The organism is Dietzia sp. IBK-p2-16D, from assembly GCF_057773085.1.
On sequence record NZ_JBYMTL010000007.1, the window covers coordinates 84,414 to 108,632 of the forward strand.

Consider the following 24,219-nt stretch of genomic DNA (forward strand, 5'->3'; position numbering starts at 1 on the left):
GCTTGCTTTTGTCCGCAGGCTTTGGGAGTCTGGGAACCGTGATCCCCGTCACTCCCGATGCGGGACGCCCCGACCCCCTTACGGAGACACCGTGCGCCTAGATCTCACCGGGATCGACCCCCTCGACCACGCCCTGGCCCGCCGCTGCTCGGTGGGTGACCTCCCCACCCGCGCGGCGGCCACCTTCGCGGACCGCACCGCCCTCACGGACGACGCGGGATCGTGGACGTATCTCGAGCTCGAGGCGATCTCCAACCGGTTCGCCCACGGGCTGGTCGCGCACGGGATCGAGGCGGAGGAGCCGGTCGCGATCCTGTCGACGAACTGCCGGGAGTTCGTGGCCACCTACTTCGGGACGGCCAAGGCGGGTATGGTCTCTCTGCCCATCAACCTCCTGTCCGGGCTGGACAACATCGCGCATGCCCTGACCGACTCCGGGACCCGCATCCTCGTCGTCCACGGCTCACTCGCGGAACTGGTGATGGGAGCGGTCGCCGCCATTCCCGCGATCCGCACCGTCGTCGTCGTCGGAGGCGTCCCGGCCGGCCTGGAGGCGCCCGCCGACGGTCCCGCCCTGATCGGGTGGGACGACCTGCTGTCCGACGACGACACCAACCCCGACACGGTGATCGGCGACCGCCAGGTCGTGCAGTGCCTCTACTCCTCCGGGACGACCTCCCGCCCGAAGGGCGTCCTCACCTCGCACCTCGCCGTGACCATGGCCGCGCTCGGCAACGGGGCCATCTTCGGTCTGAACTGGGGCGCCGAGGCCTCCGTGACCGTGTGCCCGCTCCCCCTCTTCCACACCGCCGGCCTCAACGGGGTCCTGCTGTCCGCCGTCACCATGGGGGCGACGGTCCACCTGCTGCCGGGGTTCGACCCGACCGGGTACGCCGAGACCGTGGCCCGGGTCCGCGCCACCCACCTGGTGGGCCTTCCCCTCATGCTGGAGGCGCTGGCCGACGGCACGGACCGCGGCCTCGATCTCTCCTCGATCCAGTTCCTCCTCTACGCCATGGCCCCCATGTCCGCGGACATGCGCACGCGCCTGGAGGCTGCGCTCCCCGACGCGAAGATGGTCCTGGCCTCGGGGATGAGTGAGTGCACCCCGGCCACCGTCATGCAGTGGCCCGAACTCAACCCCGACAAGTCCGACTCCTGGGGGTACCCCACCCCGATCGCGGAGAACCGGATCAGCGAACCCGGCGGCGCCGAGCTCATGCCCACCGGCGAGGACGGGGAGATCGTCTACCGCGGCCCCACCGTCATGGAGGGCTACTGGAACAACCCGCAGGCCAACGCCGAGGCGTTCGTGGGCGGTCGCCTGCACTCGGGCGACCTGGGCCGGATCGACGACGAGGGGGTCGTGTGGTTCGCCGACCGCGTCAAGGACATCGTCAAGTCCGGCGGCGAGAACGTCTCCTCGCTGCACGTGGAGCGGGTCCTCATGGACCACCCGCACGTCGCGGAGGTCGCCTGCGTCGGCCGCCCGGACCCGAAGTGGGGCGAGCTCGTGATCGCCGTGGTGGTGCCCGCCGAGGACGCCCCGGCCGAGGACGACCTCAAGACCTCGGTGATGGAGTTCGGCGCCGAGCGACTCTCCTCCTCACACCGGCCCCGCGACATCGTCCTGGTCGACTCCATCCCCCGCACGGCGACCGGAAAGATCCGGAAGGTGGAACTACGCACCGCGCGCTGACAGGACCGGGTCGGCCCCTCATCGCCCCGGTCCGGGGCCGACCCCGGGTCAGGGGCCGACCCCGGGTCAGGGGCCGACCTCGAGCAGCTCTCCGGGGATCTCCAGGCGGACCGCGGCGAGGTCCGCGCCGAGCCCGGGCCGCAGGACCTCACCCCGCGGCGGACGGGCGACGAGGTTGACCGCCCGGAGGTTGGGTAGGAGGTAACGCCGGGTGTCCATGCCCTCCAGTCCCGGGATGAGCTCCCGGAACCGCTCGTCGGTGAGTTCGGCGGCCAGCCAGGCGAACGCCGAGTCGTCCCACGTCCACACCGCGATGTTGACCCCGCGGCCGACCACCCCACGCCGCACGCTCGCCACCGAACCCAGGACCGCCGTGACGGGTTCCCCGCCCGGGACGGTGCCCGGCGTCCACGGGGTCGGCAACTCCCCCGGGCCGATGGGCGCGGTCTCCGGGGGGACCGGGACCACGACGCGCGTGCCGTCGGGCATGACGACGGAGTGCCCCGACTCCCCCTGTGCCAGCGGGCGCGCCACCCGCGCGGGGCGCCGGTCGTCCCCGGAACCCCGGGTCATGGCGACCACCGCGACGACCGGCGGGGCCGGTTCACCACGGGCACCGCTGATCCGGACCCGGTCGGTGCCCTCCTGCGCAAGCCTGAGGGAGTCGAGCCGCAGCACCACGTCGGGCGCCGCGTACCGCGCCCCGGCGACGCCGTCGAGGAGCTGATCGGTGACGGTCCCGACGGTGACCGACCCGAAGGCCGAGGGATGGCGCGTGACGACCGCGCACCCGTCGTCGGCGATCTCCGCGATGGGGTAACCCCCGGTGACCGGATCGGTGGTGCGGGTGACATCGGTCGTGGAGTCGACGACCCCCGTCGCGCCGGGGCCACCGGAGAGCACGTGCCCCACCGCGACCGATCCGGCGAGGGAGTCCAGGGCGGACGGCGTCCAGCCGTGGTGGGCCGCCGCGGCGCCGGCGACGAGGGCCTCGCGACTGACGCGCCCGGTGACGACGACGACGGCGCCGGCCGCCAACGCCCGGGAGATGCCGAACGCCCCGTGACGCACCGTCGCGACATCGGCCCCACCGAGACCGAGTTCGGTCGTCCGGTCCGTCACGTCACCGGCATCGACGCAGGCCACTGCCAGGTCCAGACCCGCGTCCCGGGCGACGGACCGCAATTCGGCGGCGAGGCCCTCGGGGTCCAGTGCGCCCGCGTTGGTGACGATCCGCACGCCCCCGGCGCCGAGCTGCCCGAGACACTCGCCGATCTGGACCAGCGCCGCCCGTTCGTAACCCGGTCCGCCCGCGGACCGCTGCTCGGCCAGATCGAGCATCGCCTCGTCGGAGAGCATGTCGAGCGCGAGCACGTCCAGCGCCGCGGCCGCGAGGAACTCGGCCGTCGCCGTGGCACGGTCTGCCCGCGACGCCGAGACGTTACCTATGCGCAGGGGGCTCTGGGTGCTCGTCATCGATCCTCGGACTCCTAGTCGATCTGGGGCGGACGCCTACCCCAGCATGCTCCCCGTGGCAGCGAGGCGCGTGTGGAACGAGAAGGCGTCCTCGAGGATATGCGGCGTGTTGCCGGCACCCGGACGGGCCTCGGCCCGATCGAGGTAGTCGTGCAGAAGTGGTCGGAAGACGGGGTCCGCGCACCGGTCCACGATGAGACGCGACCTCTTGCGTGGGCTCAATGCGCGCAGGTCGGCGAGGCCGTGCTCGGTGACGATCACCTGGACGTCGTGCTCGGTGTGGTCGACGTGCGGGACCATCGGCACGATCGCCGAGACCGCCCCGTCCTTGGCCGTTGACGGGCTGAGGAACATCGACACGTATCCGTTACGCGTGAAGTCACCGGACCCGCCGATGCCGTTCATGATGCGGGTCCCGCCCACGTGGGTGGAGTTGACGTTGCCGTAGACGTCCGCCTCGAGCATGCCGTTCATGCCGACGATCCCCAGCCGCCGGACGATCTCCGGGTGGTTGCTGATCTCCTGCGGGCGCAACGTGATGTGGTCGCGGTAGAGGTCGAAGTTGTCCACCAGTTCCGTCAGTCCGTCCGCGGACAACGCCAGCGCGGTGGCCGAGGCGTGGGCGACCGTGCCCTCCCGGATGAGCTGGAGCATCGAGTCCTGGATGACCTCGGAGTAGCAGCTCAGGTCCGAGAACGACCCCGCCGCCAGTCCGGCCAGGACGGCGTTGGCCACATTGCCGATCCCGGCCTGCAACGGGAGGAGGCTCCCCGCGGGCATCCGACCGGACGCGACCTCGTGGTGGAAGAACTCCAGCACGTGGCCCGCGATCGCGTTGCTCACCTCGTCGGGCTTGGTCAGAGCGCTGGCGGAGTCCCGCTGATCGGTGGGTACCACCGCGATGACCTTGGCCGGGTCCACCTCGAGCAGGGGCTGACCGATCCGGTCGTCGGCCCGCGAGAGCAGGATCGGCCTGCGATGCGGCGGGAGCGCCGTGCCGTAGTAGACGTCGTGGATGCCCTCGACGCCCTCCGGGATCCAGGAGTTCACCTCGAGGATCACCTTGTCGGCCACGTCGAGCCACGTCTTGCTGTTACCCACCGACATCGCCGGGACGAGTCCGCCGTCCTCCGTGATGGCCGCGACCTCCACCACCGCGACGTCCACGTCGCCGTAATGGCCCTGCCACACCTGCTGGGCCACGTGAGAGAGGTGGACGTCCACGTAGTCCATCTCGCCCGAGTTGATCTTGCCGCGGGCGGTGGGCTCGCTCTGGTACGGCATCCGCAGCGCGATGCCGTCGACCTCGGCGAGCATCGCCTCGGCCTCGTTCGCCACCGACGCGCCGGTGAGCAGGTTGACACTGAAGTCACCACCGGCCGCCCGGACGGCGCGGATCCGGTCCGCGAGCGCAGGGGCGAACGCTTTCGGGGTGCCCGCGCTGGCGAACCCGCTGATCGCCACCGTGTCGCCGTCGGCGATCCGCTCCACCGCGGAGGCTGCGTCGGTGACCAGTCCCCGGAAATGGGGATGGCGGATGCGTGAGGGGTCGCAGGCGGTGCCCCGCATATGGACGGAGGTGCTCATACGCGGAGCCTATCGCCGGTGTCGGAAATTCCATTTTCGACGAAGACGTGATCACCCCCACTCGGTGCCGCTCCGATCTCCGCAGGTCTCCGGTCGGACGGGGTCCGGGCGGATAGACTCGGCCGTTCAACCCCGCCGCGTCCGCCAGGAGTGAACCCTTGTCCCCCAGGACCGCACCGATCCCCGACCGCATCGACCAGGCGCGCGCCAACTGGGAGCGCGAGGGGTGGGCGGACGCTGCCCAGGGGATGACGGTCGTGACCTCGGTGATGCGGGCCCACCAGATCCTGTTGGCCCGGGTCGAGGAGACCCTGCGACCGTGGAACCTGTCGTTCCCCCGCTACGAGCTCCTCCGACTGCTCGCCTTCTCCCGTTCGGGAGCGCTGCCCATCACCAAGGCCTCCGAGCGTCTCCAGGTCCACGTCACCAGCGTCACCAGCGCGATGAAGCGTCTTCTCGACGCCGGGCTGGTGGAGCGACGGCCGCACCCCACGGACGGGCGGACGACCCTGGTGGAGATCACCGACGACGGCAGGCGCGTAGTGGCCGAGGCCACCGCCGCACTCAACGCCGGGGTGTTCGCCGACCCGGGGATGGAGCAGGAGGAACAGGTGGCGCTCATCGAGGCCATCGCGTCCCTGCGCCGGTCCGCCGGCGACTTCTGACCGCTCCCCTACAGGGCGGGTCCACACACGACAGGCAGGTCCACACACGACACCGCGCCCGGCCCCCTCTCGGGTGGGGCCGGGCGCGGCTGCTCAGGGGAGGGAGTGTCCCGGGGCCGTGAGCGCCTGGGCATCCGTCAGGTGTGGATCAGGGCACCTCGGTGGCGAGGGTGCGGTCCTCGGTCATCTCGGCATCCGCGTTCATCACGTTCTTGCTCGACTCCGTCATGGCCACCACGCACAGCATGGACATGGCGGACAGCAACGAGAGCATGATCCCGACGCCGAGGGTGTTGCCCGCGGCGACCATCGCGGCGGCGGCCAGTGGCGGCAGTGCGCCACCGAGGATGCCGGCGAGGTTGTAGCCGAGGCCGGCGCCGGTGTAGCGGTACCGGGCCTGGAACAACTCCGGCAGGAGTGCGCCGGCCGGGCCGTAGGCGATGCCGAAGATGATGAGCGTGACGAAGAGGACGATGGCGAACGCGATCGGCGACCCGGTGTCGAGGATCGGGAACACGAACAGCGCCCAGACCACGGCCAGCGCCACCGAGGTGCCGATGACCTTCTTGCGGCCGATCCGGTCGGAGTACATGGCCGAGATCGCGATCGCGGCGCCGAAGATCAGGGCGGCGATCATGCCCATACCCAGGACGAACGGGCGGGAGTGTTCGAGGTTCTTGGTGGCGTAGTTCGTGAGGAACGAGGTGCCCATGTAGAACAGGGAGAACAGCGAGGTGAGCGCGCCACCGGCGATGAGGATCTCCTTCCACTGGTAGCGGAGCGCATCAGCGAACGGCAGGGTCTTGGGTGCCGCGTCCTCGGAGGCCAGGGCCCGGTCCTGCTTGAAGACCGGGGTCTCCTCGATGGAGACTCGGATCCACAGGCCGATGAGCACCAGCACGGCGGACAGCAGGAACGGGATACGCCAGCCGTACTGCATGAACGGGCTGTTGACGTCAGAACTGTCGCCGGCGACCAGCGAGAAGATGAGGAACGTGCCCGAGGAGAGGAAGAACGCGAAGGCGACGCCCAGCTGCGGCCACATCCCCATCATCCCGCGCTTACCCTCCGGCGCGTACTCGGCCGTGAGCAGGGTCGCCCCGGCCCACTCGCCGCCGACCGCGAAGCCCTGGAAGAAGCGGCAGACCACGAGGAGCGTCGGGGCCCAGATGCCGATGCCACCCTCGAACATTCCGAAGGCCCCGGTGCCGTACCCGGGGAGCAGGCCGATGAACACGGTGGCGATGCCCATGATGAACAGCGTCCACACCAGGGTGCGCTTACGACCGATGCGGTCACCGAAGTGACCGAAGAGGGCGGCACCGACCGGGCGGGCGAAGAACGCCACCGCGAACGTCGCGAAGGACGAGAGCGTGGCGGCCGCGGCGTCCTGGCCCGGGAAGAACAGAGTGGGGAACACGAGCGCGGCGGCGGTGCCGTAGATGAAGAAGTCGTACCACTCGATCGTCGTTCCGATCGAGGAAGCCGCCGCCACCTTCGCGAGCGAGGTCTTCTTGGGCTCCGGTGTCAGGGGTGACGACGGAGGCGTCGCATTCCCTGCGGGGAGGTTCGTGGCAGTCAAGTCAGGCTCCAGTCCTGTGGGGCCGGGTGGGGCCCGGCGCGGTGCGTGATCCCCGACGGATGAACGTCGATTAAGGGAAAGATATGTGACTGGCACCACACCCGGTACACCCGAAAGTGGATGGGGGGTGATCCGGGCCACAGGCGGGCGTCCACGGGAGCCCCGTCCGGGCCCGACGACCGCTGCTCGGGTACGACGAGAAGAGCGTCCCGCACACCTGCCCCCCGGGGGCAGGTGTGCGGGACGCTCTCGTCGACGGCGGCCTCGGGTCGGCCGGTGCGATGGAGGGACCGCGTGGGGAATCAGGGCAGGACGCCGAGGAGCCGGGCGCGTGCCACGGATTCCATCCGGGACCGGGTGCCGAGCTTCGTACCGATGTTGCGCAGGTACGCCTTGATGGTCTCCGGGGACAGCGACAACCGCGCCCCCACCTCCGCATTCGAGCAGCCGAGCGCCACCTGGGCCAGCACGTCGATCTCGCGAGGCGAGAGCACGGACTTGGCGGGCACCGGGATGTCCCCGGCGTCGGGCGTCCGTCCCACGCCCGCGAGGGCGGAGCCGGCTGCCAGGAGCCGGTCGCGCAGTGCGGGGTCACCCAACTCCGCGGCGATCGCCCGCAGCTCGCCGTGCAGGATCCGCAGCTGTTCGCGGTCCGTGGTCTCCAGGCCGACCGAGTGCTCGGCGGCGGCGAGATCGGCCATCCGCAGCCGGCGGTCGACCTCGTCCCTGACCTGGAACTCCGAGGCCAGCTCGGAGGCGACCGAGTTGAACGTCCTGGCGACCTGATCGCCGAGTTGCGTGGCCACCCGCGCCGACCCGTACAGGATCGTCCGGGCGACACCGGAGACCATCACCGGCACCGAGATGATGGCCCGCAGGCCCTCCTGCTCCACTGCATCGGCGTAGTCGCGGGTGATGCTGGAGCAGTCCTCGTAGTCGCGGACCGTCGCGGGTCGTCCGGACGCCATGACGTGCCCCCCGAGCCCCCGGCCCTTGGCAACGGCCAGACCCTGCATGGAGTTCGTGCGAACCCCGATGAAGCGGGTGAGCTTCGCGGTCTCGCCGTCGGCCTGCCCGGCGAACACGATCGGCAGACCGGACTCCTGCCGCGCGCGGCGCAGGGCGCCGAGCACGGCGTCCGAATCACTGGGTCGAAGGGTGGTCATGGTCAGCTCCCGAGAGTGGAGGCGGTCAGCTCCGCGCGGAATCGCGGATGCTGGTGATGATGGCACTGAAGTCCTTGCCACCGTTGTCCTGTGCGAACTCGTCGTACAGGGCCGCGGCCGCCGCACCGAGCGGCGCGACCGTACCGGTGCTCTCCAACGCCGCCAGGGCCAGTCCCAGGTCCTTGTTCATCAGGGCCGTGGCGAAGCCGGGCGCGAAGTCGTTGTTGGCCGGCGACGTGGGCACCGGGCCGGGCACGGGGCAGTTGGTGTGCAGCGCCCAGCTGTTGCCGGTCGCCCCCGTGACGACGTCGTACAAGGCCTGGTGCTCGAGCCCCAGCCGCTCGGCGAGCACGAACGCCTCGCCGATCGCGATCTGGTGCACGGCCAGCACCATGTTGTTGCAGACCTTGGCGGCCTGACCGGCCCCCGCCGCGCCGCAGTGGATGACCTTGCCCGCCATGGGCTCGAGCACCGGCTGTGCGGCGGCGAACGCCTCGTCCTCGCCGCCCACCATGAACGCCAGCGTCCCCGCGGTCGCGCCCTTGACACCGCCGGAGACCGGGGCGTCCACCTGGAGCATCCCCGCCTCGACGGCCTTGGCGTGCACCGCCCGGGCGTCGTCGACCGAGATGGTGGACGAGTCGATGAACAGGGTTCCCCGCTCCGCCTCCCCCAGGACGTCCTCGTAGGTGGAGGTGACCAGCGCGCCGTTGGGGAGCATCGTGATGACGACCCCGGCCCCGCGGACCGCCTCGGCCGGCGTCTCGCAGACGGTCACACCGGCCGATCGCGCGGCCTCCTGCGCGGCGGGGACCGGGTCGAAACCGCGGACCTCGTGGCCGGCACCGACCAGATTGGCCGCCATGGGACCGCCCATGTTGCCCAGCCCGAGGAAAGCGACGGTCGGCAGTTCGTTGGTCATTCCTACGCTCCCAGTCCGCGCGCGGCGACGGCCCTGCCGACGACGACGCGCATGATCTCGTTCGTGCCCTCAAGGATGCGGTGCACCCGCAGATCCCGCACGATCTTCTCGATTCCGTATTCGGATAGATACCCGTAGCCGCCGAACAACTGCAGCGACCGGTCGGCGATGTCGAAGCACCGGTCGGTGACGAACAGCTTCGCCATAGCACACAGCTCGACGTGGTCGGGTTCCTTGGCGTCCAGCGCCGCGGCGGCGCGCCACAGCATGAGCCGACTCGCCTCCAGCTCGGTGGCCATCTCGGCGAGGGTGAACCGGATGGTCGGCTCGTCGATGAGCGCACCGCCGAACGCCTCGCGGTCCCGCACGTGTGCCACGGCCCGCGAGTACGCCTCCTGGGCCCCACCCAGCGAGCAGGCGGCGATGTTGATGCGCCCGCCGTTGAGTCCACGCATCGCGATGGTGAAGCCGAGCCCCTCCCCGCCGGTGTCCGCGCCGCCGATGAGGTTGGCGGCCGGGACCCGGACGCCCTCCATGATCACCTGCGCGGTCGGCTGGGCGTTCCAGCCCATCTTCCGCTCGTCGGGGCCGAAGCTCAGCCCGTCCGAGTCGGCCGGGACCAGGAACGCCGAGATGCCCTTGGGGCCGGCCTCCCCGGTCCGGGCCATCACCAGGTAGACGTCCGACTGGCCGCCCCCGGAGATGAACTGCTTGGTGCCGCTGAGCACGTAGTGGTCACCGTCGCGGACCGCCTTGGTGCGCAGCGCCGCCGCGTCCGACCCGGCGCCCGGCTCGGTGAGGCAGTAGCTGGCGAACTTCTCGAGCGAGGCCAGCTGGGGGATCCACTGCCGGCGCTGCTCGTCGGTGCCGAACTCGTCGACCATCCACACGCACATGTTGTGGATGGACAGGTACGCCGCCACCGACGGGCACCCGCGCGCGAGCTGCTCGAAGATCCGCACGCCGTCCAGTCGACGCATCCCGCTGCCGCCGACCTCCTCGGAGACATAGATCGCGCCCATGCCCATCCCGGCGGCCTCGCGGAGGACGTCCTTGGGGAAGTGGTGGGTCTCGTCCCACTCCTGCGCCTTGGGACCGATCCGCTTGTCCGAGAAGTCGCGTGCGGCGTCGACGATGACCTTGTCGTCGTCATCAAGGGTGAACATGGGTGTTCCTCTCCTGGGGCGAGCCGGTCAGTCCATCGTGGGGATGTTGAAGTCGGCCCCGTCCTTGATGCCCGACGGCCAGCGCTGCGTGACGGTCTTGACCTTGGAGTAGAACTTGATCGACTCGGGGCCGTGCTGGTTGAGGTCGCCGAATCCGGACTTCTTCCAGCCACCGAAGGTGTGGTACGCGATCGGGACCGGGATCGGCACGTTGACGCCGACCATGCCGACCTGGACGCGGGAGACGAACTCGCGGGCGGCGTCGCCGTCGCGGGTGAAGATGGCCACGCCGTTGCCGTACTCGTGGTCGTTGGGCAGGCTCAGGGCCTCCTCGAAGTCCTTGGCGTGGACCACCACGAGGACGGGCCCGAAGATCTCGTCGGTGTAGACGCTCATGTCCGGGGTGACCTTGTCCATCAGCGTGGGGCCGACGAAGTATCCCCCGGAGATGTCCTCACCGTTGAAGCTGTCCGTGTACGCGCCCACTCCACGCCCGTCGACGAGGAGCTCCGCGCCGGCCTTCTCGCCCTGCTCGATGTAGTCGAGCACCCGGGCCTTGGACTCGGGGGTCACCAGCGGGCCGTAGTCGGACTGCGGGTCGTGGCTGTGGCCGACCTTGAGCTCCTTGACCTTGGGCAGCAGCTTGGCGATCAGCGCCTCGGCCGTGCCCTCGCCGACCGGCACGGCCACCGAGATGGCCATGCAACGCTCGCCGGCGGAACCGAAACCGGCGCCGAGCAGGGCGTCAGCGACCTGGTCCATGTCGGCGTCCGGCATGATGATCGCGTGGTTCTTGGCGCCGCCGAAGCACTGGGCGCGCTTGCCGGTGCGGGCGGCGTTCTCGTAGATGTACTGCGCGATCGGGGTGGACCCGACGAAGCCGACGGCCTGGATCGTGTCGTTGTTCAGGATCGCGTCCACGGCCTCCTTGTCGCCGTGCACGACCTGGAAGATACCGTCCGGCAGGCCCGCCTCGGTGAACAGCTCGGCCAGGCGCACCGGCACGGAGGGGTCCCGCTCGGAAGGCTTGAGGACGAAGGCGTTACCGCACGCGATGGCCGGGCCGGCCTTCCACAGCGGAATCATGGCCGGGAAGTTGAAGGGGGTGATCCCGGCGACCACGCCGAGCGGCTGACGCATGGAGTAGACGTCGACGCCGGTGCCCGCGTTCTCGGTGAACTCGCCCTTGAGCAGGTGCGGGATGCCGATCGCGAACTCCACGACCTCGAGGCCGCGCTGGATGTCACCCTTCGCGTCCGGGGTGGTCTTGCCGTGCTCGATCGCGAGCAGCTCGGCCAGCTCGTCCATGTTCTGGTTGACCAGGTCCACGAACCGCATGAGCACGCGGGCACGCTTCTGCGGGTTTTGCGCCGCCCACGCCTTCTGGGCGGCCGCGGCCTTGGCGATGACCTCGTCGACCTCGGCCGTCGTGGCCAGCGGCACGACTGCCTGGGCCTTGCCCGTGCTCGGGTTGAGCACCTCCTGGGTACGACCACTCGTCGCGGCGACCCTCTTACCGTTGATGTAGTGCTCGACCTGCCTGAGATCCGACATGGACGTCCCTTCCTCAGTGGGGCGGCGCGCTGTTCTCGCCCGCTCACCCCTGTCCCGTGATGCCCATCACCATATACTTGCAACTCCTAGTAATCCATAGCCGGGGCCCTATCGGCCCCGGACCCTCCCCTTTCGGGTGTACCGCCACCCCCTGGCGCGGACCTACTGTGAGCTGACTCACTCACACGTTCCGTCGACAGGAGCATCCATGCCCCCGCTGCCCACCGAGGCCACCGTCCGGTTCCGCGCCGCCCGCGACTTCCTCCAGGCGCACGCGCAGGACTACGACGCCGCGCGGGACGGTTTCGCCTGGCCCGAACTCGACGAGTGGAACTGGGCGCTGAACTGGTTCGACGTGCAGGCCGAGGGGAACGACGACCCGGCACTGTGGATCGTCGAGGAGCACGACGGCGGCGGGGCCCCCACGGAGGCCAAGTACTCGTTCGACGAGATGCGGATCCGGTCCGACCGCACGGCCAACTGGCTACGCGACAGCGGCGTCGGGCCCGGCGACCGCATCCTGCTCATGCTCGCCAACCAGGTCGAGCTGTGGGACGTCATGCTGGCCGTGATCAAGCTCGGCGCCGTGGTCATCCCCGCCACCACCCTGCTCGCCGAGGGCGACCTGCGGGACCGCATCGCGCGCGGCGGGATCAAACACGTGATCGCGCGCGCCGAGTTGGCCGGGCGCTTCGCCGACATCTCCGGCGACTACCAGCGGATCTCGGTCGGCGGGGACGAGCGGGGTGGCGCGCCGGAGGGCTGGACCGATCTGGCCGCCGCGATGGACGCCTCGCCCGACTTCGAGCCCAGCCACACCACCCACGCCGACGACACACTGCTGCTGTACTTCACCTCAGGAACCACCAGCAAGCCCAAGCTCGTCGAGCACACGCACGCCTCCTACCCCGCGGGCCACCTGTCGACCATGTACTGGATCGGCCTGCAGCCCGGCGACGTCCACCTCAACGTCTCCTCCCCCGGCTGGGCAAAGCACGCCTGGTCCAACGTCTTCACCCCGTGGATCGCCGGGTCGTGCGTGTTCATCTACAACTATTCGCGGTTCGACGCGACGGCGATGATGCGCGAGATGGACCGCTGCGGGGTGACCAGCCTGTGCTGCCCCCCGACCGTGTGGCGGATGCTCATCCAGGCCGACCTGACCCAGCTGCAGGTCCCGCCCCGCCTGGCGGTGGGCGCCGGCGAGCCGCTCAACCCCGAGGTCATCGGCCGGGTCCGGGACGCGTGGGGGGTGACGATCCGCGACGGGTTCGGCCAGACCGAGACCACCGTGCAGATCGCCAACACCCCGGGCCAGCCCATCAAGGACGGCTCGATGGGCCGCCCGTGCCCCGGCTTCGACGTGGTGCTGGTCGACCCGGCCACCGGCCAGGAGGTCGCCGGCGACGGCGCGGAGGGCGAGATCTGCCTGCGCCTCGATCCCCGCCCGCTGGGTCTGATGGTCGGTTACCACGGTGATGCCGAGCGCACCGACGCCGCCTACGCGGACGGCTTCTACCACACCGGTGACGTGGGATCGCGGGACACGGAGGGCTACATCACCTACGTCGGGCGCACCGACGACGTGTTCAAGTCCTCCGACTACCGGATCTCGCCGTTCGAGCTGGAATCGGTGCTGCTCGAGCACCCGGCCGTCGCCGAGGCCGCCGTCGTCCCCTCCCCCGACCCGGTGCGGCTGAGCGTGCCCAAGGCCTTCGTCGTCCTGGCCGGCGGGTGGGAGCCCACCGAGGACACGGCGCGCGAGATCTTCGAGTACTCGCGCACCCATCTGGCCGGGTACAAGCGGGTCCGGCGCCTGCAGTTCACCGACCTGCCCAAGACCATCTCCGGCAAGATCAGGCGGGTGGAGCTGCGCCGGGGCGAGGTCGACAACGGCCCGTCGGTGGACTTCCCCGGTGAGTTCCGCGAGGACGCACTGCGCTGACGGTGGACGCCGTCCGGGGCGTGCGAGGACGGGCGACGACGACGAGGTGGTCGTCCCCGTCCGGTGCGCGGTCCGCGGGCGGGATCCGCCCGGGGCAGGTCCCGACGCGGCTCAACTCCGGAGGAGGCCGTCGATCTCCTCGGGCGTCCAGGGCGGATGCGAGTGGAAATCGCGGTACGCCAGGATCTGCGCCTCCGGCGTGGGGAATCGTCCGATGAAGCCGCCCGAGCCGGCGAAGACGCCGCCGGTGATCCCCGCGGAGAGGTCGGAGACGAGATAGGTGTAGAGGGGTGCGACGTACTCCGGCCCCGCCGGGTCCAGTGCCCCGGCCACGCTCAGTTCGTCGAGCATTCCCCGCCGGCCCAGGTCCCGGATCTGCTCCTCGTAGGCCTCACCGCTGGACAGGCGGGTGCGCGCGCCGGGGCACACGACGTTCGCCCGGACCCCGTGCTCGGCCAGTTCCGCCGCGATCGCCATGGTCAGCGACGTCACGGCGCCCTTCCCGGCCGGGTAGCCGGTTCCGCCGTAGTCGCCCTTCCAGGCGAACGACGACGTGGTGACGATCGCGCCCGAGCCCGCCTCCACCAGGTGAGGCGCGAAGACGCGACACGGGGCGAACACCGTGCCCAGGTGGGCGTCGATGAGGTCGGCGAAGTCGGCGTGGGACACCGTGAGGATCGACGACCCCGCCGGTTCGGGCACCCCGGCGCACGTGATGAGCCCGCCCACGACCGAGTCCCCCTCCCTCGCCCGGGCGAGAAGTTCCTCGGCCACGGCGGGCTCGTGCGCAGACCCGGCGACGCCGCGGATCCGGCCGGTCGACCGTGCCGCGAGGTCGTCGACCTGCTCGGCCAGCGCCCGTGGATCCCGGCCGTTGAGCACGACGTCCGCACCCCGGGCCGCCAGTTCCTCGGCCACCGCGGCCCCGATCCCGCGCGAGGATCCGGTGACGGCGTAGGCCCGCCCGGCCAGGTGGAGCGCGGTCACTGCCGGCGGTCGTGGTCGGGCCCGCGGTCGGCGAGGACCCGCTTGGCCCACCCGTAGTCCGTCTTGCTGCTGGGGTGCCGCTCCACCTTGTCGACGACCCAGAACGCGACCGGGATCTTGAACCCCGCCAGGGTCGCGCGCAGCGCCTCCTCCAGGGCCGCGAAGTCACCGGTGTGGCCGTCATCCCACTGGAGCACCGCCCCGACCCGGTGGCCGAACCTCTCGTCCGGCACGCCCAGCGCCACGGCGTCCTGCACGCCCTCGGCGGCCTTGAGCGCCGACTCGACCTCCTCGGCGAAGATCTTCTCGCCACCGGAGTTGATCACCTGGCTGCCCCGGCCGAGCATGATGATCGTGTCCGGGCCGTCGTACCTGCCGCGGTCGCCGGTGAAGACCCGCTGGGTCCCGGCGATCTCGCGGAACGTCTCGGCCGACTTGGCGGCGTCCTTGTAGTAGCCACTGGGCTGGTAGCCGGCCTTGACGATCCAGCCGATCTCGGTGGAGTCGTCGGGCAGCGGCTCGTCGAAGTCGTCCACCAGTTGCAGGCCGCTGCCCCGGGGGATGCGGGGGCCGTGGTCGGTGAACAGGGACCCGTCGTCGACGTTCGCCTTCGTCACGACTCCCAGGCCGCCGAAGCCGCTCTCGGAGGATCCGAACGCGTCCATGATCATGAGATCGGGGCGCAGCTCGAAGAGTTCGGCCTTGACCGACGGCGAGAACAGGGCCGCGCCGGAGCTGACCATGAACACGCTCGAGGTGTCGGCACCGGTGCCGCGCATCCGTTCCAGCATCGGCCGCACCATGGCGTCGCCGGCGAGGACGACGATCTGGATCTTCTCGCTCTCGATCTCCTCCAGCACGTCGTCCGCCCGGAAGTGCGGCAGGTAGTGGCACGTGCCCCCGGAGAACAGCGCGGTGAACGAGGGCATGAGCCCGGAGGTGTGGATGAGCGGGAGCAGCACGAGGTAGCGCGCGGGGTCCCCGCCCAGGCCGGCACGGGACTGGTGGTATTCGTCGGGTACCGGCTCCCCGGTGTAGTAGTCGCTGCCCCCGCCGAGGCTGCGCCACAGGTCCTCCTGGCGCCACATCACGCCCTTCGGCTTGCCGGTGGTACCGCCCGTGAAGACGAGGAAGAGGTCGTCCGCGCTGCGTTCCACCGGCGCCCGGTCCGGCGAGGCCGCGGCGAGGAGCTCCCGGGCGTCGAGCGTGCCGGACGGCAGCTCCCCCGCCCCGGACCCGTCCTCGACCACGATGAGGTGACGCAGCCGCTCCGCGTCCCCGACCGCACCCGCCACCGCCGGGGTGAACTCGCGATGGAAGACCAGGGCGCAGGAGTCGGAGTAGTCGTACAGGTACCCCAGCTCGGTTCCCGCGTAGCGGTAGTTGATGCTGACGGGCACGGCGCGGAGTTTGAGGACGCCGAGGAACAGCGCGATGCAGTCCACCCCGTTGCGCAGGTGGATCGCCACGTGATCGCCGGGGCCCACCCCCCGGGAGGCCAGCCCGTCCGCCCACCGGTTGGCCTCGGCCTCCAGGTCCGCGTAGGTGAGCCGGCGGTCGCCCTCCACCACCGCGAGTCGGTCGCGTCCGTACGCGTCGACCGCGTGCTCGAAGAGATCTGCCAGGGTGTGTGCCATTACGGGGTCCTCCGGGGCGGGTTACTCGGGTGGAGCGGACTCGTCGGGTGGGGTCGGCTCTTCGGGTGGGTCGGCTCAGACGGGCGTGATGGGGAGCGGGGTGCGGGTGGGCCCGAAGGTGAACGCCGCGCCGGTGCTGATGCGGGTGACGGCGACCTCCTCGCCCTCCGTCGCCGGTTCGTCGCCCAACCGCAGGACCGCCTCCACATGCGAGCCGTCCGTCGGGACTCGCTCCACGGTCCAGTGCGGGTCGACCGCGTGCGCGGCCGCGGCGAGCGGACGGAGCCCGTCCCGGGCGAGCAGCGGGAGCCAGGTGTCGTCGGCGAACCCGTCGGCGGCGGTGTCCCAGCGGACCGTGACCTCGGCACCGTCCGCGGACACCTCCGACGAGAAACCGGTATAGGCGGTCGGCCCGGCCATCGGATGCAGATCGAGCACCGTGGCGAGGCCGAGCGCGTCGGAGCCCACGCCCAGGACCTCGCGGATCCGTCCCGCTGCGACCCCGGCGATGCCGGTGGCCTGATAGGCCAGGAGCCGGTCGGCGGTCTCGGTATCCGACCGACGTCGCACCGACTGGTGGAATCCCACGGCGAGCAGGTGCATCTGCAGATAGACCTCGCGGATGATCCTGATGAGCGCCGCCGAGGTGAACTCGGAGAAGACCAGGTCCGTCAGCAGCGGTCCCGCATAGTCGTCGCGCGCGCCCTCGCCGGCGGTGTCCCGCGGCGCCGGGGGGTCGAACCGGAAGTCGATGATCCGGCTCGACGCGGACTCGAGCGCGGGTCCGGGCACCGGGAACGGCTCCGTCTCCGGGTCGATCCGCACCCGCCAGTGGCAGTGCGGGGTACGGCCCTCCGGGGCACGCGGAGGGCGGTGGATGGGCTCGACGATCGCGTGGGGATTGGTGGCGAGGGCGGTGGCGGGGAACGTGGGGTCCTCGATGTCGTGGCACATCGTGGTAACCAGTCGGTCGCCCATCGGCTCCACATCCATGAGGGCGCCGCAGTGATCCAGCCAGAACTCACCGTTGTCGTGGTCGGCCACCGAGTACCGGAAGTCCATGAACTCCGGCGGGGCGCCGACGTCCAGCTGGAATCCCTTGAAGATCTCGGCGACGCCGTCCCCGGTGATCGACAACGCGTCTTTCATGCGACGGGCGTAGTGCGGACTGGCGGCCTGCCACTCCTCTATCGCCACGTCCCGCATGCCGTCGACGCCGAACTCGCCGAGCAGCGCCGGCATGCCGGCGCGGTCGATGAGCTGGCCGATGAGCAGCAGGTCGGGAAGGAGCCGCGCCAGGGTGGCGTGGTCGAGGGCTTCGAGGGGATCGCGCGGCGAGGCGGCGCTCACGGGGCTCAGACCTCGTCCGGGGAAGAGACGGGCCACAACGGAGCCGGGCTGTCCTCGATGCGGTACCAGCCCTCCGGTTTGTCGCCGGCCGCCTCGAACCGCTTCTTCATGGAATCGGTGAGCGCGTCGGCCTCGTACATGCGCATGAACAGGTCGACGACGTTGCCGAAGTCGAAGAAGTCGCGGTGCCACGCCCACTGCTGGTTGCCGTTGTAGAGGAACCACGACCCGCCGAGCCCGTGCACCTCGTACGGCGCACCCGTCTTCGGGTCGACGGTGTCCCGCGCGATCTGCTTCCACAGGCACAACACGTCCCCGGTCTCGGGGTCGATGATCGTCCGGATGTACGGGTACTCCCAGCCGTCGAGACCGGCCATCTCCTGCCCGAGCGCGATGTCGCGGATCTCGTCGCGGCCGACCGCCATGAAGTCGTCCTTGGTGCCGTAGTTCCACCCGTAGGTGGCGTCCTCGGCGTAGAAGTCGGCCAGCGGCGTCCAGTCCTTGTTGCGCTCGCACACCGCGTTGGCTTCGATCCAGCGCTGTACGAACTCGGCGATCTCGGCGCGGTCGTATCGGGTCACGTCACTCACTCCTGGGGCTCTCTTGCGTCGGGGCTGGGGTGTCGACCAGGCGCAGCGCCTGCGTCGGGCAGTACTTGACGGCGGCCTTGACGGCCTCGAGTTGATCGTCGGGGATCCCGCCCCGCTTGGCCCGCACCTTGGCCTCGGACCCCTTGGGCACCGTGAACCAGTCGGGTGCCTCGGCCTGACATTCGGCGTGGGCCTGGCACAGGTCGAAGTCGACCTCCACCCGCAGCGACTTCCCCCCGCTCATCAGCGCGCCCTCCTGCGGTAGCGGACGGTGCAGGGCTGGGCCAGCTGGACGACCATCTTGGAGTGGTCGTTGTGGTAGCTCTCCGCCGGCTGGGCGAGCTCGAATTCGAACTCCCGCAGCAGGACCGAGAAGATGGCCTTGATCTGCAGCTGGGCGAACGCCGCACCCACGCAGCGGTGACGGCCGGCGCCGAAGGGGATCCAGGTCCAGCGGTTGACGATGTCCTCCTGCCGCGGCTCGGCGTAGCGGTCCGGGTCGAACGATTCCGCGTCGGGGAAGTCCTCGGGTAGCCGGTTGGACACCGCCGGGGAGGCCGCGACGGTCTGGCCGGCGTGGACGACGTAGTCACCGATCCGCACGTCCTCCTGGGCGACACGCATGAGGATGATGAGCGGCGGGTGCAGCCGCAGCGTCTCCTTGAGGGCGTTCTCCACATTTGGCATCTGCCGGAGTGCGCCGAAACTGTACTCCGCGCCGTCCGCGTAGACCTCGTCGAGCTCCGCCACGACCCGGGCGAGGTACTCGGGGTGCTTGAGCAGCTCGATGAGCATCCACGCGCTCGTCCCGGAGGTGGTGTGGTGCCCGGCGAACATCATCGAGATGAAGATCCCGGTGACCTCGTCAGGGGTGAACCTGTGGGTGCCGTCGGGATCCTTGACCGAGACCAGCACGTCCAGCAGATCCCGGTCCTCCTTGTCGGCGGGCGGGTTGGCGACGCGCTCGTCCATGATCGCCGAGACGAGCTCGACCAGCCCGGCGCGCGCCGCGTCGCGCTTGCGGAACGCGGGGATGTCGGCGTAGGCGTCGATGTAGGCGTGGGGGTCGGTCCCCTGCTCCAGGTCGTGGTACAGGTGCGCGAACCGGGAGTCGAGCTGCTCGCGGAACTTGGGGCCGATGAGGCACGCGGACGAGGTGTAGATGGTCAGCTCGGAGAACCACTCGAGCAGGTCGATCTCGCCCTCGTCGCCCCATTCCGCGACCATGCGCTGGACCTCGTGGGGGATGGTGACGGCGTGCTGACGCATGTGGTCCCCGCGCAGGGCCGTGTTGTGCAGCATCTCCGAGCGGCGCTCGGGGCTGGCGTCGAAGACGACGCCCTCGCCGAACACGGGGGTCATGAACGGGTAGGCGGCCGCCTGGTCCAGCGCCTCGTCGGGCGCCCGGAAGAAGGCCTCGTTCGCCGCGGCGCCGGAGGCCAGGCAGATGTCGCGGTCGGCGATCCGGAACACACCCAGGTCGCCGCACTCCTCCCGGACCCGCCAGAACAGACTGATCGGGTCGGTGCGCAGCTCGTCCATGTGGCCGAGTTCGCCTTCACCGCCGGACACCCGCTGCGGCTCCTCGAGGGTCGAGAAGTCGATGGGCTCGTCGGTGGAACTGTCGATGCTGGTCACGAGTAATCCTCCTCGATGGGGGCCTCCGGCTGGATCTCCAGCTCGGTGATCTGGGCGCCGCGGGGCATGGACACCATGGCGGTGACCCCGCGCGCGAGGTCGGCGGGTTTGCACATCCGGGGATGACGGCCGAATCCGTGCCGGACCCATTCGTTGATGACGGCCTCGGCGGTGTCCCGGTCGAAGTCCGTGCCCATCTCGGTCATCACGGGTCCCGGTCGGACCACGCCGAGCCGCACACCGGTGCCCTCGAGCTCCCTACGGGCCTGCTTGGTCATGGTCTCGAGGCCGGCTTTGGCCGCGACGTACGCGCCGGAGCGGGGGCGGGCCGTGTAGGCGACGTCGGAGCCGATGACCACCACGTCCCCGCGGCGGCGGTCGATCATGCCGGGCAGCACCGCGTGGAGCAGGCGGTGGACGGAGAGCAGATGGATGTCGAGCTGGGCGGCGAAGTCGGCCGGGTCCATCTCCCACACCCGTGCCATCTTCAGGCTCCCCGCACTGGAGACCAGCACCTCGGGAGGACCGTAGGCGTCCGCGGCCGCGGCGACGAAACCGGCGACCGAGTCGGCGTCCGTGACGTCGACGGGACGGGCCGTGGCCTCTCCCCCTGCCTCGCGGATGGCCGTGACGAGGTCATCGAGCCGATCGGCGCGGCGCGCGCCCACGACGACGGGGTGCCCGAGGGCGGCGAGGGCCTCGGCGGTCGCGCGGCCGATGCCGGACGAGGCGCCGGTGACCAGGGCGGGGCGCCCGCAGGCGTCCGGATGGGTGGGGAAACGCAGGCTCATCGACCCGCCACCTCGACCCGCATGGGCAGGTGGGCGAACCCGCGGACATTGGAGGAGTGGACGCGCTCGGCCCCGGGGAGCAACTCGTACCCGGTGATCGTGCGGGCGATCATGTCCAGTGCGATGCGGCCCTCGAGCCGGGCGAGGTGCGCGCCGAGGCAGAAGTGGGGTCCCTGGCCGAAGCTGAGGCTGGCCGTCGTGTCGCGCGCGAGGTCGAACGTGTCCCCGTTGTCGAAGACCTCCTCGTCGCGGTTCGCGGACCCGATGAGCAACAGGACCTTCTGGTCGGCGGGGATCGTGACGCCCCGCACCGTGGCCGCCTCCGTGGTGGTGCGCAGGACCATCTGGCTGGAGGTGTCGAAACGCAGCGTCTCCTCCACCCATGCCGGCGCCAGGGCCGGATCGTCGAGGACGGAGCGTGACTGCCCGGGATGCTCGTGGCCCCAGAACAGCGCGTTGGCCAGCAGCTTGGTGGTGGTCTCATTGCCCGCGACCACCATGAGGAACAGGAACGACAGGATCTCGTCGTCGTCCAGCTTCTCCCCGTCGATCTCGGCGTCGAGCAGCGCGGAGGTGAGGTCGTCGGTCCTTTCCCGGCGCCGGTCGGCGACCATCCCCTGGTAGTAGGTGATGAGGTCGAGGGCCGCCACCATGGAGTCCTGGGGTACGTCCTGCACGCCCTCCTCGCGGTGCATGACGAGGTCGGCCAGGCGGCGCAGTTCCGCCCGGTCCACCTCGGGCACGCCCATCAGGTCGGAGATGACGTCCATGGGCAGCTTGCCGGCGTAGTCGTCGACGAAGTCGAAGGTCTCACCGTCGCGGGACCGCGCCAGGCACTCGTCCCAGTACTGCCGCGAGATCTTCGAGATCCCCTCGGACAGTGCGTCCACCCGCCTGGACGTGAACCCCTTGCTCACCAGTTTGCGCAGGCGGGCGTGCCGGGGATCGTCCATCGCGAGGAACGACATCGTCTTGTAGGCGTGCGGCCCGTACGCGGCCGGGTCCAGCGAGACCCCCATCGCGTTGGAGAAGACGTCCGGGGCGCGGAACGCCTCACGCACGTCGGCGTGCCTGCTCAGTGCCCAGAAGTCCAGTTCCGGGTTGTGATAGACGGGCGCCTCCGCGCGCAGACGTGCGTAGAACGGATACGGGTCCTCGTGCACCGCGTAGTCGTACGGGCTGAACACGAGCGGAGCGGGTGTCGCGGTGGTCATCTCGGGTGTCACCTCAGGATCAGTCGTGCTGCGGATTCGATCGCGTCTGCCATGTCGGAGTAGGAGCCGTAGCCCATCCCCGCCCGGACGAGGGCGCCGGCGTAGACCATCTCCAGCGCACTGACGACCTCGTCGTCGTTCTCCTCCCCCAGCGCCGCCACCAGGCGACGGCGGATGTCGGCGCCGATCCGGACCCGCAGATGGGAGACCTCGGGGTCGTCGCCCAACAGGGCCGCGGTGACCGCGGACGACAGTTCGGGCTCGTCGGCGAGCAGGAGCGCGACGTCGCGCAGCACCGCCACCACCCGGTCCGCCGTGGAGCCGCCGTCGGCCTCCCGGGTCACGTGGTCGTCCAGTCGACGCCAGAACACCTCGGCGATGAGGTGCCCCTTCGAGGAGAAGTAGGTGTAGGCCGTCGCCGGCGCCACGCCCGCCCTGGCGGCCACGGCCCGGACGGCCAGGCCCCCGGGCCCCTTCTCCCGCAGCACCTCGACCGCCGCGCTGGTCAGGCGGTCGACGGTCTCGGCCTGCTGGCCGTTGAGCCTGCGCCGCGTCGATTCGAACCGAAGATCACTGGACATGTGTCTGGACAGTACACCACCGTCCGGACTATCGTCTAGACAGCTGTCCACCCCAGACATACCGCCCCACTGCGACGGAAGGCTCCACGTGACGACGAGCATCACCGACACCGCCCCCCTGCTGATCGGCGGTGAGCTGCGACCCGCGACCGGAGGCGCCTCGTTCGACGTCCTCAACCCCGCCACGGAGGAGATCATCGGCCGCGCCGCCGACGCCGGGCACGAGGACATGGACGCGGCCATCGCCGCCGCGCGCGCCGCGTTCGACACGACCGACTGGTCCACCGACCACGCGTTCCGCGCGCGGTGCCTGCGCCAGCTGCGCGACGCACTGCAGGGCCACATCGAGGAGTTGCGCGCGCTGACCATCGCCGAGGTCGGTGCACCCCACATGTTCACGACCGGGCCCCAGCTGGAGGGACCCGTGGCGGACCTGGGCTGGCTCGCCGACCTGGTGGACTCCTACCAGTGGGTCACCGAGCTCGGCGAATCCGAGATCATGGGCGTGCGCTCCAACCGCTCGACCCGGCGCGAGGCGGTCGGCGTGGTCGGCGCCATCACCCCGTGGAACTTCCCCAACCAGATCAACTTCGCCAAGATCGGCCCCGCGCTGGCCGCCGGCTGCACGGTGGTGCTCAAGCCCGCCCCCGACACTCCGCTCATCGCCGCGGCCGTGGCCCGGATCGCCGCCGAGGAGACGGACATCCCCGCCGGCGTGCTCAACGTGGTGTCGTCGTCCGATCACGGTCTCGGCGAGCAGTTGACCACGGACCCGCGCGTCGATCTGGTCTCCTTCACCGGATCCACCGCGACCGGCAAGAAGATCATGGCCGCCGCCGCCGAGACGCTGAAGAAGGTCTTCCTCGAGCTCGGCGGCAAGTCCGCGGCGGTGGTCCTCGACGACGCCGACCTCGGATCCGCCTGCTTCATGACGGCCCTCAACGCCTGCACGCACGCCGGCCAGGGCTGCGCGCTGACCACGCGCCTCGTCGTGCCCCGGGAGAGGTACGACGAGGCCGTCGAGGCGGCCAAGGGCGCCATGGCGGCATTCGCCCCGAAGGACCCCAACGATCCCGGCGCGTTCTGCGGCCCGGTGATCTCCGCCGTCCAGCGCGAGCGCATCGAGGGCTACATCGCCCTGGCGCGCCAGGAGGGCGGGACCATCGAGATCGGCGGCGGCCGCCCCACCGGTGAGGGCATGGAGCGCGGGTTCTGGGTGGAGCCGACCCTCATCTCCGGCCTGGACAACTCGGCACGCGTGGCACAGGAGGAGATCTTCGGCCCCGTTCTCGTGGTGATTCCGCACGACGGTGACGCCGACGCCATCCGTATCGCCAATGACTCCCCCTACGGGTTGTCCGGCGCGGTGTGGGGCACCGACCCCGAGCGGATCGAGAAGGTCGTCGCAGGCATCCGCACCGGCACCCTCGGCGTCAACGGCGGCCAGTGGTACGGGGCCGACGTGCCGTTCGGCGGTTACAAGCAGTCCGGCATCGGCCGCGAGATGGGTCGCGAGGGGTTCGAGGAGTACCTCGAGATCAAGTCCGTCGCCACCCCGGCCTGAGTCCCCGGACAGCCCGGACAGCTCGGACAGCCCGGGCACCCCGGCACCCGGGCATCCCGGCCCGCACCACCCACCAGCACGACCCCACCGACAGGAAGAGACACA

The 24,219-nt window shown here is 70.4% G+C and carries 20 protein-coding genes; 4 read left to right on the forward strand and 16 right to left on the reverse strand.

Features of this window, described 5'->3' with window-relative positions:
• The first annotated feature begins 91 nt into the window (after window positions 1-91).
• Complete coding sequence (locus AC3DE3_RS14750) at window positions 92-1,699, forward strand: class I adenylate-forming enzyme family protein (protein ID WP_488370466.1); 1,608 nt, start codon at window positions 92-94, stop codon at window positions 1,697-1,699.
• Between the two features lie 66 nt (window positions 1,700-1,765).
• On the opposite strand, the gene AC3DE3_RS14755 is transcribed toward AC3DE3_RS14750, so the two are convergent.
• Window positions 1,766-3,175, reverse strand: coding sequence for a DUF1446 domain-containing protein (locus AC3DE3_RS14755; RefSeq protein WP_260488462.1), 1,410 nt, complete (start codon window positions 3,173-3,175; stop codon window positions 1,766-1,768).
• A 36-nt stretch (window positions 3,176-3,211) separates the two neighbouring features.
• Window positions 3,212-4,762 carry a succinyl-CoA:acetate CoA-transferase ScpC gene (gene scpC / locus AC3DE3_RS14760; RefSeq protein WP_163375604.1) on the reverse strand — a complete coding sequence of 517 codons (1,551 nt, stop codon included), beginning with the start codon at window positions 4,760-4,762 and terminating at the stop codon, window positions 3,212-3,214.
• Window positions 4,763-4,920: 158 nt separating this feature from the next.
• Here scpC and AC3DE3_RS14765 point away from each other — a divergent pair, with 158 nt between their 5' ends.
• Window positions 4,921-5,427 (forward strand): MarR family winged helix-turn-helix transcriptional regulator, encoded by a 507-nt coding sequence (locus tag AC3DE3_RS14765; protein ID WP_163375603.1) that lies wholly within the window; start codon window positions 4,921-4,923, stop codon window positions 5,425-5,427.
• Between the two features lie 148 nt (window positions 5,428-5,575).
• Here AC3DE3_RS14765 and AC3DE3_RS14770 read toward each other — a convergent pair whose 3' ends face one another.
• From AC3DE3_RS14770 to AC3DE3_RS14790, 5 genes are all read right to left on the reverse strand, one after another.
• On the reverse strand, window positions 5,576-7,009 hold the full coding sequence (locus tag AC3DE3_RS14770; RefSeq protein WP_488370467.1) for an MFS transporter: 1,434 nt from the start codon (window positions 7,007-7,009) through the stop codon (window positions 5,576-5,578).
• Between the two features lie 302 nt (window positions 7,010-7,311).
• Window positions 7,312-8,175 carry a LuxR C-terminal-related transcriptional regulator gene (locus AC3DE3_RS14775; protein ID WP_488370468.1) on the reverse strand — a complete coding sequence of 288 codons (864 nt, stop codon included), beginning with the start codon at window positions 8,173-8,175 and terminating at the stop codon, window positions 7,312-7,314.
• Window positions 8,176-8,200: 25 nt separating this feature from the next.
• Entirely contained in the window at window positions 8,201-9,097 is an 897-nt protein-coding gene (mmsB, locus tag AC3DE3_RS14780; protein WP_260488465.1) for a 3-hydroxyisobutyrate dehydrogenase, read from the reverse strand.
• Between the two features lie 2 nt (window positions 9,098-9,099).
• Window positions 9,100-10,263: an acyl-CoA dehydrogenase family protein gene (locus AC3DE3_RS14785; RefSeq protein ID WP_260488466.1), complete on the reverse strand. Its 1,164-nt coding sequence runs from the start codon at window positions 10,261-10,263 to the stop codon at window positions 9,100-9,102.
• A gap of 27 nt (window positions 10,264-10,290) precedes the next feature.
• Window positions 10,291-11,817, reverse strand: coding sequence for a CoA-acylating methylmalonate-semialdehyde dehydrogenase (locus tag AC3DE3_RS14790; RefSeq protein WP_260488467.1), 1,527 nt, complete (start codon window positions 11,815-11,817; stop codon window positions 10,291-10,293).
• A 208-nt stretch (window positions 11,818-12,025) separates the two neighbouring features.
• On the opposite strand from AC3DE3_RS14790, the gene AC3DE3_RS14795 reads away from it, so the two are divergent.
• Complete coding sequence (locus AC3DE3_RS14795; RefSeq protein ID WP_260488468.1) at window positions 12,026-13,762, forward strand: AMP-binding protein; 1,737 nt, start codon at window positions 12,026-12,028, stop codon at window positions 13,760-13,762.
• A gap of 111 nt (window positions 13,763-13,873) precedes the next feature.
• Here AC3DE3_RS14795 and AC3DE3_RS14800 read toward each other — a convergent pair whose 3' ends face one another.
• The 9 genes from AC3DE3_RS14800 to AC3DE3_RS14840 form a co-directional block, all read right to left on the reverse strand.
• On the reverse strand, window positions 13,874-14,749 hold the full coding sequence (locus AC3DE3_RS14800) for an SDR family NAD(P)-dependent oxidoreductase (RefSeq protein WP_260488469.1): 876 nt from the start codon (window positions 14,747-14,749) through the stop codon (window positions 13,874-13,876).
• Window positions 14,746-16,386, reverse strand: coding sequence for an AMP-binding protein (locus tag AC3DE3_RS14805; RefSeq protein ID WP_488370469.1), 1,641 nt, complete (start codon window positions 16,384-16,386; stop codon window positions 14,746-14,748). Before AC3DE3_RS14805 ends, AC3DE3_RS14800 begins: the two co-directional genes overlap by 4 nt.
• A gap of 75 nt (window positions 16,387-16,461) precedes the next feature.
• Window positions 16,462-17,736 carry a hypothetical protein gene (locus AC3DE3_RS14810; protein ID WP_488370470.1) on the reverse strand — a complete coding sequence of 425 codons (1,275 nt, stop codon included), beginning with the start codon at window positions 17,734-17,736 and terminating at the stop codon, window positions 16,462-16,464.
• A gap of 5 nt (window positions 17,737-17,741) precedes the next feature.
• Window positions 17,742-18,317, reverse strand: a complete 576-nt coding sequence (locus AC3DE3_RS14815) for a nuclear transport factor 2 family protein (RefSeq protein WP_488370471.1) — start codon at window positions 18,315-18,317, stop codon at window positions 17,742-17,744.
• Between the two features lies 1 nt (window position 18,318).
• Entirely contained in the window at window positions 18,319-18,570 is a 252-nt protein-coding gene (locus AC3DE3_RS14820) for a ferredoxin (RefSeq protein WP_488370472.1), read from the reverse strand.
• The gene (locus AC3DE3_RS14825; protein ID WP_260489169.1) at window positions 18,570-19,868 is read right to left on the reverse strand and encodes a cytochrome P450; all 1,299 of its coding nucleotides are present in this window, start codon (window positions 19,866-19,868) and stop codon (window positions 18,570-18,572) included. Before AC3DE3_RS14825 ends, AC3DE3_RS14820 begins: the two co-directional genes overlap by 1 nt.
• Before the next feature lie 92 nt (window positions 19,869-19,960).
• Window positions 19,961-20,755, reverse strand: a complete 795-nt coding sequence (locus AC3DE3_RS14830) for an SDR family oxidoreductase (RefSeq protein ID WP_488370473.1) — start codon at window positions 20,753-20,755, stop codon at window positions 19,961-19,963.
• Window positions 20,752-21,969: a cytochrome P450 gene (locus tag AC3DE3_RS14835; RefSeq protein ID WP_488370474.1), complete on the reverse strand. Its 1,218-nt coding sequence runs from the start codon at window positions 21,967-21,969 to the stop codon at window positions 20,752-20,754. The genes AC3DE3_RS14830 and AC3DE3_RS14835 overlap by 4 nt, the downstream gene beginning before the upstream one ends.
• Before the next feature lie 8 nt (window positions 21,970-21,977).
• Window positions 21,978-22,550, reverse strand: coding sequence for a TetR/AcrR family transcriptional regulator (locus tag AC3DE3_RS14840; protein ID WP_260488475.1), 573 nt, complete (start codon window positions 22,548-22,550; stop codon window positions 21,978-21,980).
• 88 nt (window positions 22,551-22,638) lie between these two features.
• Between AC3DE3_RS14840 and AC3DE3_RS14845 the strand changes: the two genes are divergently transcribed.
• The gene (locus AC3DE3_RS14845) at window positions 22,639-24,114 is read left to right on the forward strand and encodes an aldehyde dehydrogenase (RefSeq protein WP_260488476.1); all 1,476 of its coding nucleotides are present in this window, start codon (window positions 22,639-22,641) and stop codon (window positions 24,112-24,114) included.
• Window positions 24,115-24,219 lie beyond the last annotated feature (105 nt).

Bases quoted from the DNA above. Each gene is read 5' to 3' on its own strand.
- AC3DE3_RS14775 (WP_488370468.1), bottom strand. From the start codon at position 8,175: ATGACCACCCTTCGACCCAGTGATTCGGACGCCGTGCTCGGCGCCCTG.
- AC3DE3_RS14755 (WP_260488462.1), bottom strand. From the start codon at position 3,175: ATGACGAGCACCCAGAGCCCCCTGCGCATAGGTAACGTCTCGGCGTCG.
- AC3DE3_RS14795 (WP_260488468.1), top strand. From the start codon at position 12,026: ATGCCCCCGCTGCCCACCGAGGCCACCGTCCGGTTCCGCGCCGCCCGC.
- scpC (WP_163375604.1), bottom strand. From the start codon at position 4,762: ATGAGCACCTCCGTCCATATGCGGGGCACCGCCTGCGACCCCTCACGC.
- AC3DE3_RS14830 (WP_488370473.1), bottom strand. From the start codon at position 20,755: ATGAGCCTGCGTTTCCCCACCCATCCGGACGCCTGCGGGCGCCCCGCC.
- AC3DE3_RS14840 (WP_260488475.1), bottom strand. From the start codon at position 22,550: ATGTCCAGTGATCTTCGGTTCGAATCGACGCGGCGCAGGCTCAACGGC.
- AC3DE3_RS14790 (WP_260488467.1), bottom strand. From the start codon at position 11,817: ATGTCGGATCTCAGGCAGGTCGAGCACTACATCAACGGTAAGAGGGTC.
- AC3DE3_RS14820 (WP_488370472.1), bottom strand. From the start codon at position 18,570: ATGAGCGGGGGGAAGTCGCTGCGGGTGGAGGTCGACTTCGACCTGTGC.
- mmsB (WP_260488465.1), bottom strand. From the start codon at position 9,097: ATGACCAACGAACTGCCGACCGTCGCTTTCCTCGGGCTGGGCAACATG.
- AC3DE3_RS14805 (WP_488370469.1), bottom strand. From the start codon at position 16,386: ATGGCACACACCCTGGCAGATCTCTTCGAGCACGCGGTCGACGCGTAC.
- AC3DE3_RS14825 (WP_260489169.1), bottom strand. From the start codon at position 19,868: ATGGACGAGCTGCGCACCGACCCGATCAGTCTGTTCTGGCGGGTCCGG.
- AC3DE3_RS14835 (WP_488370474.1), bottom strand. From the start codon at position 21,969: ATGACCACCGCGACACCCGCTCCGCTCGTGTTCAGCCCGTACGACTAC.
- AC3DE3_RS14785 (WP_260488466.1), bottom strand. From the start codon at position 10,263: ATGTTCACCCTTGATGACGACGACAAGGTCATCGTCGACGCCGCACGC.